This is a genomic window from Legionella saoudiensis, assembly GCF_001465875.1.
Taxonomy (GTDB): domain Bacteria; phylum Pseudomonadota; class Gammaproteobacteria; order Legionellales; family Legionellaceae; genus Legionella; species Legionella saoudiensis.
Window position 1 is genome coordinate 98,025 of the sequence record NZ_LN901324.1, and the last position, 12,416, is coordinate 110,440.

Sequence of the window (12,416 nt, forward strand, 5' to 3'; positions counted from 1 at the left end):
ACGGGATGCTGAGGCGTAAATCCTCGTATTGCACTGCGATAATACGAGCTACGTTTCTAGGTACCCTCGGGGATTAGATCTTCTTCCTTTTTAGTACGATGATCTTCAGCAATATAAGTGTACATAGTAGGTACTACAAATAAAGTAAAGCAGGTACCAATTAAAAGCCCGGCAGCGATAACCAAGCCAATATCAAAACGGCTTACCGCACCGGCGCCACTAGCGATTAATAAAGGTAATACCCCAAACACCATCGCGGCTGTAGTCATAAGAATAGGCCTTAATCGAATTCCTGCCGCTTCTTCCACTGCTGCTCGCCGATCCAGATTTTTTTCTCTCTGCAATTGATTAGCAAAATCCACAATCAGGATTCCATGTTTGGAAATTAGTCCAATAAGAGTAATTAAACCAACTTGAGTGTAGATGTTAATGCTTGCCAACCCTAAGTTTAACGGAATTAATGCACCGCAAATTGACATAGGAACACTAATTAAAACAATTAAAGGGTCTCGGAAGCTTTCATATTGAGCAGACAGAACCAAGAAAATAATAATAATTGCAAAGACAAATGCAAATAACAGAGCATTACCTTCCTGCATAAATTGTCTAGACGCTCCACCATAATCAGATGAGAAGCCTTTGGGTAAGGTTTCCTTTGCTGCCTCTTGTAAGAAATGCAATCCATCACCTAAGGTTTTTCCAGGCATCATCACTGCTTGTATTGTTGCCGAGTTGAGTTGTTGGAAATGAGATGCGGCATTGGGGGCGGTTTTTTCCACTGCGGTTACTATCGTAGAAAGGGGAACCATAGTGCCATTAATACTTTTCACATAAATACGCCCCAGTTGTTCAGGTGACATACGGAAGGAGCGATCCAGTTGCGGGATAACCTGATAGCTACGTCCTTGCAAATTGAAGTAATTAACGTAATTACCGGAAAGAGCGCTGGTTAAGCTGCTTCCTACCGCTTGCATATCTAATCCCATCTCGGAGGCTTTAGAGCGGTTAATTTTTAACTCAATTTGCGGTTGGTTGAATTTCAGTGAGTTATCAACATAAATAAACATACCGCTTTTTCGCGCTTTATCAGCAAGCTGGTTAGAAACTTCAAAAAGACTTTGGAAATCATTAGTTGTTTTAATCACAAATTGCACGGGCGTACCACTTCCTCCGCCAGGTAGGGGAGGGGGGATAATAGCAAAAGTATTTAAACCGGCCACTTGCGATAATTTATCTTGCAAGGGTTGCTTTAACGCAAATTGGCTTTTTTTGCGCTCATTCCAAGGTTTGAGCACCATCCCAGAAACAGGCTGGCTGCTATTTACCGTAAAATAGTTTCCAGTTTCAGGGAAGCTTTTATAGATTTCATCAAAGGGTTTTGTAAAGGCTTCAATGTAGTTGATGGTTGCAAATTGCGGTGCGGTTCCAATTACAAAGAAAAAGCCCTGGTCTTCTTCAGGCGCAGTCTCTGCCGCACTATGGGTATAAAGATAAGGCAGCATTAAAATCACAACGATGGCAAATGGTATCATAATGATTCGGGTGTCTAGGAGACTGTGGAGCACGCGTTGGTATTTTCCTTTTAGCTTATTAAAAAAAGTATCAAGAAAATGGACGAATTTCCCACTACCAATATCTGCCGTTAGCACTTTAGAGCACATCATTGGAGAGAGTGTTAATGCAATTACTCCGGAAATAATTACCGCACAGGCTAACGTAAAGGCGAATTCTTTAAATAACGCTCCAGTTAATCCACCCATAAAACCAATCGGGGCATAAACCGCAGCCAAAGTAATAGTCATCGCAATAACTGGGGTTGCAATTTCGCGAGCGCCAATAATTGCTGCTTCAAAAGGTGTTTTACCTTCTTCGATGTGACGGTGAATATTCTCCACAACCACAATCGCATCGTCGACTACCAAGCCAATGGCGAGTACGAAGGCGAGTAGGGTCAGCAGGTTAATACTGTAACCTAACATGAGCATCAGCGTGCAAACCCCAATTAATGAAAGTGGAATGGTTACGATGGGAATAAATACGGAACGCATGGAACCTAAGAACAGGTATATAACCACAATAACAATTGCCGCAGCTTCAATAATTGTATGAATCACTTCATTTAAAGAGGCACGAATAAAGTCTGTAGCATCATAAACAATGGTGCCGGTTAATGAGGGGGGAAATTCCTTGGTTATTGAAGGCAAAAGCGTCCGCACATCGCTAATTACGGTAAGTGGATTTGCTGTTGGTGTTGGCGTAATCGAAATAAATACCGCTTTTTTACTGTTAAAGGTTACAGAAGAATCATAACTTTGCGAACCCAGTTCCACATGAGCGATATCATGCAAACGTACGATAGAGCCTTTATCGCTTTTAACGATAAGATTACTAAATTGCGAGGCATCATTCAGGTCAGTTTTAGCAGTGATACTCAGTGCTACGTATTCACCCTTAGTGTTTCCTGCCGCGGTTAAAAAGTTATTTTTTGCAAGCGCTGCGGATACATCAGCAGGAGCTACATTTAATGCCGCCATTTTTACAGGGTTGAGGAATATTCGCATGGAATAGGTAGAGCCGCCGAGAATTTCTGCTTTAGCTACGCCGTCAACGGTTTGTAATTGCGGTTGCACTACACGAGTTGCGTAATCAGTAATTTGTTGAGGAGTCATTTCTGTACTGTCTAAACTGATGTACATCAAGGCTGTTGATGAATCCGAGGCTTTTAAAATGACAGGCTGTTGTGCCTCTTTAGGAAGCTGGTTAATGGTTTGCTGCACCTTACTCATCACATCGGTAAAAGCAACTTGCGGATCAAAGTTTAATTTGATATTGAGGGTAATGGTACTCATGCCTTGGGTACTTGAAGAGGTCATATAATCTATACCTTCGGCACTGGCAACCGCATTTTCTAAGGGTGAGGTAATAAATCCGGCGATCAAATCGGCATCTGCGCCGGGGTATCCCGTCATAATGGTGATAACGGTATTATCCATACGTGGATATTGGCGAATTTGCATGTCATGCATGGCATTAAGGCCAAAAAGGAAAATGAGCAAGCTAATTACCATGGCAAGTACAGGCCGCTTGATAAAAAGATCGGTAAATTTCATAAATTATCCTGACAAAAAGTAATTCATTTTGCAGGGTTAGGATTTTAAAATTAAATCCAACCCATAAACCCCATTGGAATTAAGTCAACTTAGCTGTCATTCCCGTTAGTCGGGAGCTATTTCTTGATGGTTCCTTGTTCTTTTGAAATAGACTCCAACTCATACGGGAATGGCAACAATTCTGTGACTTAATTAGTAAATGGAAACAGCCCCTATCTTTTATTGGCCCAGTAGATTGGGAGTACTGGTTTCATTGAGTTTGACTTCATTATTGATTACAACAGGAGTACCGTTTTGTAATTTAACCTCTCCGGCACTAACAACTTGTTGCCCTGCTTTTACCCCTTTTTTAATTACTGTGTAATTTCCATGTTGTTCACCAATAGTGACAAAAACACGGTTTACAGTAAGCATATCGGAACCATCTTTATTTTTCTTACCTTCTTTATCTTTTTCAATGATATAAACCGAGTTACCGTAGAGACTGTAAGAAATTGCTGTTGAGGGCACTACTACGGTATGGGCTTTTGCTGCTTGCTCTATTTCTATTGCGGCAAACATGCCAGGAACAAAAGCATATTTTTCCACTTTATTACGCATATTGGCATCGGTATCACAAGAAACAACTAGTTTTGTGCTATTTGCGTCCTGATGCGTTTTAACCAGCGGCGAACCAGCAGGATTTTTAATTGCGCTTGCTGGGCAGTTTGCCAGAACCCCTTGTACTAGAACATTATGGGTATTGAGATCAACTTTGGAGTTAATTGCTGAAACTTTCGCTTCAAAAAGAAGATCAGGAAACTGCTCTAAGGAAAAGGTAATGGTTTGATTCGGATGCACCTTTTTATAAAGTTGCTCGGGAAGATAAAAGTCTAAATACAAAGGATCCAATGATTGCAATGAAACAATCGTTGTTTGTCCTGGATTAACAAATTGACCCACATTAACTTGGCGGATACCCAAGCGACCAGAAAATGGCGCTGTAATATGTTTTTGATTAATTTGTGCTTGCGTTTGATCCACTTTCGCCTGTGCTTGATCAAGCATGGCTTTTGCTTCATCCACATTGGAAATAGGCGTTGCTCCGCGCTTAAACAAATCTGCTTGGCGTTTATAGCTCAGTGTTTTCAGCGCCAGATCGGATTGGTTAAATTTTAAGACAGCTTGATCAATTGAATCATCCAAAGTAACTAAGGGTGCGCCTTTTTCGACGTATTGCCCTGATTCAAAATCAATTTTAACCACATTTCCTGAGGCTTGCGAGCCCACATCAACACCATTTAAGGCAACGAAATTACCTACGGCATTGAGCGTGGGAATCCAATTGATTTCTTTAGCAACAGCAGAGGCAACGGCAACGGCTGGAGGTTGGTAACTGGCAAAAAACCGTTTAATCATAAACGCCTTAATGAAATTAAAAGCAATAATTCCGCCAAAAACAACCAACAAGGCAATGCCCATGATAGTTAAACGTTTTTTCATCAAGTGCCCCTACAAATTTAAAAACGGCGTAAATATATCATGAAAGAGGGACTTTATCCTCGTAATTGGATTAATTTTATTTAATATGTTGACAACATGTTGCATTGACTATGATACTTTGTTTTTCTTTGTGACGAACAACACGCTTTGCTGCAATGGTCAAAGTTTAAGGTGTTTCTACTTAAGTTTGCACAATGTGAAGCCTGATCGTGGTTACAAAAAAAACCTATTGACTAAATACAATACTTTGCTACTATGCGGCTTTCATAACGAAAAAGGGGAAAACCATGAAGTTGAAGTCCTTGTTGTTTGTAATTTGTTTAGGCTTCTTTAGCAATCTTTTTGCAGTGACTGCGCATATGCATCCAAAGGCAGATGCCGCTGATAAAAAGTCAATCGCTAAAGAAACTATGTTTCCTGGCTATTGCCAAATCGAAATTATAAACGACAGTTTCACTGACGTTTATGTATATGGTACTTTTGATGATGGTAGCACAATCGACTTCAGTATCTATCGCTACGAAGCGCCTCATTACATTAACTTATTCTACTATTTCTACTGCCATAGCGGTATGTACTTGACAATTCAATCTCCGTACGGAGTTGTTTATTCTGGTTGGACCAATGTAGATAGTACTATTCATGTAGTTCCATTCTTAAAAAATGGCGTTAAAGCTGAAATATCTCATAGATAATTTTTAATAAAAATTAATTTAATAAGGAAGTTGCATTTAGGTGTAGCTTCCTTTTTTTTTGTATGTGGAGTCATCCAATGAAACGTTTTATACCTTGCATGCTGTTATTACCCTTGCTGTCTTCCTGTGTTCCTGAGGGAGGATATTACGAGCCAGGTTATTATCCGCCTCCACCACCCCCACCTTATGTTGAAATACATCGTTATGAAGAGCACCGTCATTATGAACATGGTCCTCGCCATGGCTACCGGCCAGCTCCCCAAGCTCGTGTATATCAAGCTCCAGCTAATGTGCATGGTAGTGGCAATGCCCGTAGTCATGGTTTTACGCGCGGAGGGCAAGCAGTAGTTATTAATCCTCGTCAGCCACATGGACGTCCACAACCACAGGTTCAGGCACGTCCACAACCACCGGTTCAGGCACATCCACAACCACCGGTTCAGGCACATCCACAGCCGCAGGTTCAGGCACGCCCACAGCCGCAGGTTCAGGCGCATCCGCAAGCTCAAGCGAATAACCCGCGTCCGGCGAATCAACCTACACCTTCTGGTGCTAAAGTAATTGTTCACCCGAATACAGTCGAACAGCAAAATTAAAAACGTAGCCCGCATTAGCATGGTGTAATGGAGTATAATGTGGCACATCATCCCGTATTATGGCTTCGTCTAATACGGGCTACTAAAAACCTTAATCATTCTTCTAAAGCATAAGTATTGCATTCGTATCCGGTTAAATTTTGTGGTAGTCTTAGCTGCGTTTTTTTTATTTGAGGAATTCCAGTGATGCGTAACCTATTTAAAATTCTCCATCTCGGGTTTTTATCTTTAATTTTGGCTGCTTGTGTTGCGTCACCCGGTAGTGAAAGCACAGGGGAGTTTCTGGATAGTTCCACGACAACCACCAAAGTAAAAGCTACCTTAGTGAATGAATTAGGAACGACTGGACTTTCGATACAAGTTAAAACCTTTAAAGATCAAGTACAACTAAGTGGTTTCGTTCCTACTGAGCGCTTAAAACAAAGAGCAGGCTCTATTGCTGCGGGTGTCGATGGTGTGAGCAGCGTTATTAATGATATTGTTGTGAAACCCTGATGTTACTATTTCCAGGCTAAGGAACTTACATATGTTTGACGGAAGCTATACTATAGAAAATTTTGATAAAGAAATATTCCAAGCAATTGTTGATGAAGAGCGTCGCCAAGAAGATCATATTGAACTTATTGCATCGGAAAATTATGTGAGCCCACGCGTGCTCGAAGCCCAAGGTTCCGTATTGACGAACAAATATGCTGAAGGCTATCCCGGTAAACGCTATTATGGTGGCTGTGAATATGTTGATGTGGCCGAAGCTCTGGCCATTGAACGGGCAAAAAAATTATTTGCGGCAGATTATGCCAATGTGCAACCACATTCTGGTTCTCAGGCTAATGCTGAAGTGATGATGGCGTTATTATCTCCTGGTGATGTTATTTTGGGTATGGCATTACCTCATGGTGGTCATTTAACCCATGGTTCTAAGGTTAATTTTTCTGGAAAATTATATCAGGCAGTGCCTTATGGCGTGAATGAAAAAACGGGATTACTTGACTATGATGAATTAGAGCGCTTAGCCCTGGAGCATAAGCCTAAACTAATCATCGCAGGTTTTTCAGCTTATTCACGTGTTCTTGATTGGCCACGCTTTAGAGCGATTGCGGATAAAGTTGGCGCTTACTTGATGGCTGATATTGCGCATGTTGCCGGCTTAATAGCTGTCGGTTTATACCCATCGCCGATCCCTTATGCTGATGTAGTGACCACAACGACACATAAGACATTAAGAGGTCCACGTGGTGGTTTGATTTTGTGCCGTGCCAATGAGGAAATTGAGAAAAAATTAAATTCTGCCGTATTTCCCGGCATGCAAGGTGGCCCATTAATGCATGTTATTGCTGCGAAGGCTGTTGCTTTTGCAGAAGCCTTATTACCTGAGTTTAAAGCCTACCAAGAGCAAGTTTTATTGAATGCAAAAACAATGAGCTCGGTTTTAATCAGCAGGGGGTATAATATTGTCTCTGGCGGCACTGATAATCATTTACTTTTAGTTGATTTAATTAATAAAGATATTACTGGGAAAGACGCTGATGCTGCTTTAGGCCGTGCTAATATTACCGTAAATAAAAATTCAGTACCTAATGATCCACGTTCACCCTTTGTTACCAGTGGTTTAAGGTTGGGAACCCCTGCAGTTACCACTAGAGGATTTAGGGAAAAAGAAATTACTCTCCTATCAAATTGGGTAGCAGATATTCTTGATAATATTAACAACGAAGCGACCATAGCGCGAGTTAAAGAAGAGGTATTGCGTTTGTGTCGTGAGTTTCCGGTTTATAGGTAATCATGTATTGTCCATTTTGTCATGCAGAAGAAACCAAGGTTGTCGATTCGCGTTTAGTGGCTGATGGTGCTCAAGTACGTAGAAGGCGAGAATGCTTGGAATGTCATGAACGTTTCACAACTTTTGAAACGGCAGAATTGATTATGCCTTTAATTATTAAACGCGATGGTCGGCGTGAAGCGTTTAGTATTGATAACTTACGTTCTGGAATGTTACGCGCGCTGGAAAAAAGACCGGTCAGCGTTGATTCTTTAGAAGAGGCAATCATTGCCATTACTCAAGAAATTCGCCGTAGAGGCGAGCGGGAAATAGATTCCCGACTCGTTGGTGAGTTAGTTATGAAGGCTTTATATAGTTTGGATCATGTTGCTTATGTGCGTTTTGCTTCAGTATATAAGCGCTTTAAAGATGTGAGTGACTTTAGGCAGACAATTGATCAGATGAAAAAAGATTAGGGTTTGTTTCTAGCAAAATGCAAACAAGCCCAAGATAAAAAAGGATTTTGAGGGGGCTAGCTTAAAAGCAGTAGATTTTTAGGTTTCAGCAAATACAAAGTATGTGTTCACGTAACGGCAGCCAGCCTTAGCTTATGATTTCTCCGTAAGCTGACACGATAAAGTATGGCAGGAAGGTAATTTGTCATCATTGCAAGTTTAAGTGAAGCGATGATGGCAGTTTTTTATTTTAACGCATGCTTAGTGGGCACATACAACAAAATTCATGAGGTAATAGTGGAAAAGCAGTCTATAAGTGGAAAACGAAAAGCTCGAAAGTTAGCGCTTCAGGCACTTTATCAGTGGTTAATGTCTGGTGCTGATTTATATGAAATTGAAGCACAATTCCGAGTGGCAAATAATATGGAAAAAGTAGATGTCGATTATTTTTGCCGTCTATTATATGGTATTCCTGAGAATGTTCAGCAGCTCGAAGAGCGTTTTACTCCATTTTTAGATAGAGAAATAACTGGCTTAAATCCAATTGAGTTGACTGTTTTACGTATAGGTTCTTTTGAGTTAATTAACTGCCCAGAAATTCCTTATAAAGTAGTTTTAGATGAGGCCATATCGTTGACTAAAGAGTTCGGCGCGCAAGATGGATATCGGTACGTTAATGGAGTCTTGAATAATCTGGCTCAACAAGTTCGCTCAGTTGAAATCAGTCTCGATCATGGTAATGGATGAATTTTCTCTAATTGATAAGTTTTTTAAGCCTCTGGGCCTTAAGCGTGATGATGTTTTATTAGGTATTGGAGATGATGCTGCGTGCTTACGTGTTCCTAAGGGAATGAGCTTATTAGTAAGTACAGATACTTTAGTGGCCAACGTACATTTTCTTCCTGAATGGAATGCATATGATATTGCATATCGTTCGGTTATGGTTAGTGTGAGTGATTTGGCAGCTATGGCAGCTCAGCCTTGTTGGGCCACTTTGGCATTAACTTTACCTAAAATTGAATCTTCTTGGCTTGAGTCTTTTGCGCGTGGGTTAAGTGATTCGTTAAAGCAATTCAATATCGCTCTAATTGGCGGGGATACCACCCGTGGTCCACTTTCAATTAACTTTACCGTGTTTGGGCAAGCACCTTACAACCAGGAAATACGGCGTAGTGGGGCGCAGCCTGGCGATATTATTTTAGTTTCTGGGGACTTAGGGGCTGCTGCTTTAGCAGTCAAGTTCCTTGATGCTCCAGATTTACCACCATCTGATCATTCTGCATTAATGCATAAGCTATTGCACCCACAGCCCCGTATTGATTTAATCGATTTTTTACGTCTTTATGCTACTGCTGCTATAGATATTTCTGATGGGCTTAGCGCAGATCTTAATCATATTTGCAGTGCCAGTAGAGTGGGGGCTTGCCTTAATTTAGACACTATTCCCATAAATCCTTTAGTGAAGCACTATTATCATGACAAAGCAGTTGACTTAGCTCTTACAGGCGGTGATGATTATGAGTTATGTTTTACTGTGCCTGAGAGGAAATTCGATTCACTGATGAGTGCATTGACGCAGGCTGGGGTAGTTTGCTATCCCATTGGCGTAATTGAAAAAGAGCCTGGGCTAAGAATTAAAACGGCTGAGAATTTGTGTCATGAAATAGTCCCACGAGGCTATTCGCATTTTTAAATCTAAAGAGGGTATTAACTTAAGGCCGACGTTATTCCGAATAAATAAGGACCTCTTAGAATTAATGTAGGACTTAAATTGATGCCATTACGTGAACAGTTTGCAACTGTAGTGAGAATAATATGAAGCAAATCAATTTAGCAAATCGTGTTTGGCAAGACCCTATTTATTTTATCGCTTTCGGTTTCGGTACTGGTTTAATGCCTAAGGCTCCAGGAACCTGGGGTACTTTAGCTGCTATTCCTGTTTATTTATTATTAATGCATTGCAATCCAGCCATTTATCTTATTCTAACTGCCTTGGCATTTATTTTAGGTGTTTGGGTTTCTGATAAAGTAAGTAAGGAATTAGGAGTACATGATTATAAAGGGATCGTTTGGGATGAGGTTGTTGGTTATTTATTAACTATGTTTATGGCACCGCATGGATTCAAGTGGATGCTTTGTGGTTTTATCCTGTTTCGTATTTTTGATATTTGGAAGCCTCAGCCTATAGGCTACATTGACGAAAAAGTAAAAGGTGGCATGGGGATTATGTTAGATGATGTATTAGCCGCTATACCTGCCTGGATCATCATGCAGTTGTTAGCTTGGAGTTTTGCATGATGAATGAAAATCATAAAGAACTAATTAGTATTGGGTTAACTGTAGGTATTGTTGCTCTTACTTTATTTATTATTCATCGTTTTATCCCATCGATGATTTGGGCGGCGATCATTGTTATTGCTACTTACCCCCTGTATAAAAAATGGCGGCATATGTTTGGCAATAAAGACAATCTCGCGGCCTTTCTTTTTACTACACTAATTGGTTTGCTCTTTCTACTCCCGCTAAGCTGGTTAGTACGAATTTTAATTACTGAAATTCAGTATTTCATTAACTTTTTACAAAATTTAAATCAACAAGGTGGGGCTGCACCGGAAGTTTTAAAAAATTTTCCGTTCCTTGGCAATGAATTGGTCACCTATTGGGATAATAATATTGGCCAGCCAGGTAAAATTCGAGATTTTCTTTCTAATATACACTTATCATTAACTCCGACCAGCTATTACGTCAAGCAGATAGGTACAAACTTAGCTCATCGCAGTGTGCAAGTAGGCTTCACTTTATTAACCTTGTTCTTTTTCTACCGTGATGGGGATCAATTATTAACTCAAGTTTATCAGGTAGGGGAATATTGTTTAGGAAACAGATGGTTCCGTTATGCAGATAGGCTACCCAAAGCATTGAGTGCAACTGTTAATGGCACTATTGTTGTTGGGCTTGGGGTTGGGATATTAATGGGCATTTGCTATGGGCTAGTAGGGTTTCCCGCACCAACATTGACGGGATTTATTACCGCTTTAGCTGCTATGATCCCTTTTGTTGTGCCTATTGTTTTTGTGACCGTGGCACTAATTTTATTTTCCGCAGGGAGTATGATTGGTGCGATCATCGTTTTGGTTTGGGGAACAGTAGTAATGTTTATTGCGGATCACTTTGTCAAACCTGTACTTATTGGGGGAGCGATTGAGTTGCCATTTTTGGCCGTACTCTTTGGTATCTTAGGTGGGGTTGAGACTTTAGGTTTATTAGGTTTATTTATTGGGCCTGTGGTAATGGTACTTTTTGTTACTTTATGGCAAGAGCCTCAAGCAATGCCCCATGTTAAGACCAGAAGGTCTATACACCATTAAATTTTACTGCCGCAGGAAAACCTGGTTGCAAGCAACCAGGTTAATTTTTTATTTATAACTGCATGAGTCAAATCGATAGATTACCCCAATACTACCCATTTGAACTTGGAATGATCTTCCAAAGGTATTAACGCTTGCTGTAGACATATAGCGATAGGCTGCGTTGAGCGCGTAATTCTCGGAGAAATTATAGGTTAAGCCCACAGTCCCTTGATAAGTGAACACATTCTTGCTGGCATTAAACGAGAACGCATCAAATGGGCCTGAGGCATTTAAATCAAGTTTTAAGAAGGAATAACCAAGACCCCCTCCAATGAATGGAGATATGGTTTCCAGAAACTCTGGGAAATCAAAATAGAGGTTAGCCATGAGCACATTAGCTGATGTTCTACCACCATAGGAGTTAAAATCAAAGCCGGTAAGGCGGAAATGATTGGGATTTGCAGAGATGTAAGTATATTCAAATTCGTAACGTACAGGATTAGTTTGAAATCCTAGGCGACCCCCTGCATTATAGCCATTGCGGTAACGCACGTCAGAAAGATGGGAACCTAAAATATTTCTATTTACGTTCGAAGATAAATGGCTGTAGCCTCCAAAAGCACTGATATACCAGCCGTCAACAGCAGTAGATGCTGATGCAATGCTTGAGGCTAATAAAGCAGTAGAAAATAGTACCGATCTCATGACTTCCCTTTATTATTATTTTTGTTAAGCCATGTTATCGTGTTGCCTTAAATTTTCAAGTCTTTAAATTCAAAAAAATATAACAAATATTTAAGGGTACTCGATTAGCGCAGCGTGCCTGGTTTGCTCATAATTTCACCTTGGAAACAAAAAAATAGGTTTAAAAAGCAAAAAATTTTTATCACTACTATAATGAATTAACCATATTGATTTCAGTACATCAAAATGGCGCTCTTTTATTCAGCTCTTCGCTATTGAAAAACA

The 12,416-nt window shown here is 40.4% G+C and carries 12 protein-coding genes; 9 read left to right on the plus strand and 3 right to left on the minus strand.

The window, feature by feature from the left end; all coding sequences use genetic code 11:
- Positions 1–56: 56 nt before the first annotated feature.
- A complete protein-coding gene (locus BN3124_RS09500; protein WP_058534572.1) occupies positions 57–3,110 on the minus strand; it encodes an efflux RND transporter permease subunit in 3,054 nt (1,017 codons plus the stop codon).
- Between the two features lie 219 nt (positions 3,111–3,329).
- Positions 3,330–4,592, minus strand: coding sequence for an efflux RND transporter periplasmic adaptor subunit (locus tag BN3124_RS09505; RefSeq protein WP_058534573.1), 1,263 nt, complete (start codon positions 4,590–4,592; stop codon positions 3,330–3,332).
- A gap of 287 nt (positions 4,593–4,879) precedes the next feature.
- Here BN3124_RS09505 and BN3124_RS09510 point away from each other — a divergent pair, with 287 nt between their 5' ends.
- From BN3124_RS09510 to BN3124_RS09550, 9 genes are all read left to right on the plus strand, one after another.
- The gene (locus BN3124_RS09510) at positions 4,880–5,287 is read left to right on the plus strand and encodes a hypothetical protein (RefSeq protein WP_058534574.1); all 408 of its coding nucleotides are present in this window, start codon (positions 4,880–4,882) and stop codon (positions 5,285–5,287) included.
- A 77-nt stretch (positions 5,288–5,364) separates the two neighbouring features.
- Positions 5,365–5,883 (plus strand): hypothetical protein, encoded by a 519-nt coding sequence (locus BN3124_RS17395; RefSeq protein ID WP_058534575.1) that lies wholly within the window; start codon positions 5,365–5,367, stop codon positions 5,881–5,883.
- A gap of 186 nt (positions 5,884–6,069) precedes the next feature.
- Positions 6,070–6,378, plus strand: coding sequence for a BON domain-containing protein (locus tag BN3124_RS09520; RefSeq protein ID WP_058534576.1), 309 nt, complete (start codon positions 6,070–6,072; stop codon positions 6,376–6,378).
- Positions 6,379–6,409: 31 nt separating this feature from the next.
- On the plus strand, positions 6,410–7,663 hold the full coding sequence (gene glyA, locus BN3124_RS09525; protein WP_058534577.1) for a serine hydroxymethyltransferase: 1,254 nt from the start codon (positions 6,410–6,412) through the stop codon (positions 7,661–7,663).
- 2 nt (positions 7,664–7,665) lie between these two features.
- On the plus strand, positions 7,666–8,118 hold the full coding sequence (gene nrdR / locus BN3124_RS09530) for a transcriptional regulator NrdR (RefSeq protein ID WP_058534578.1): 453 nt from the start codon (positions 7,666–7,668) through the stop codon (positions 8,116–8,118).
- 276 nt (positions 8,119–8,394) lie between these two features.
- Positions 8,395–8,844 carry a transcription antitermination factor NusB gene (gene nusB, locus BN3124_RS09535; RefSeq protein ID WP_058535862.1) on the plus strand — a complete coding sequence of 150 codons (450 nt, stop codon included), beginning with the start codon at positions 8,395–8,397 and terminating at the stop codon, positions 8,842–8,844.
- Positions 8,837–9,790: a thiamine-phosphate kinase gene (thiL, locus tag BN3124_RS09540; protein ID WP_058535863.1), complete on the plus strand. Its 954-nt coding sequence runs from the start codon at positions 8,837–8,839 to the stop codon at positions 9,788–9,790. Before nusB ends, thiL begins: the two co-directional genes overlap by 8 nt.
- Before the next feature lie 122 nt (positions 9,791–9,912).
- Entirely contained in the window at positions 9,913–10,395 is a 483-nt protein-coding gene (locus BN3124_RS09545) for a phosphatidylglycerophosphatase A family protein (protein WP_058534579.1), read from the plus strand.
- Positions 10,395–11,465, plus strand: coding sequence for an AI-2E family transporter (locus BN3124_RS09550; protein ID WP_058535864.1), 1,071 nt, complete (start codon positions 10,395–10,397; stop codon positions 11,463–11,465). The genes BN3124_RS09545 and BN3124_RS09550 overlap by 1 nt, the downstream gene beginning before the upstream one ends.
- Before the next feature lie 48 nt (positions 11,466–11,513).
- Here the strand turns inward: BN3124_RS09550 and BN3124_RS09555 are convergent, their stop codons facing one another.
- Entirely contained in the window at positions 11,514–12,152 is a 639-nt protein-coding gene (locus BN3124_RS09555; RefSeq protein ID WP_058534580.1) for an outer membrane protein, read from the minus strand.
- Between the last annotated feature and the right edge of the window lie 264 nt (positions 12,153–12,416).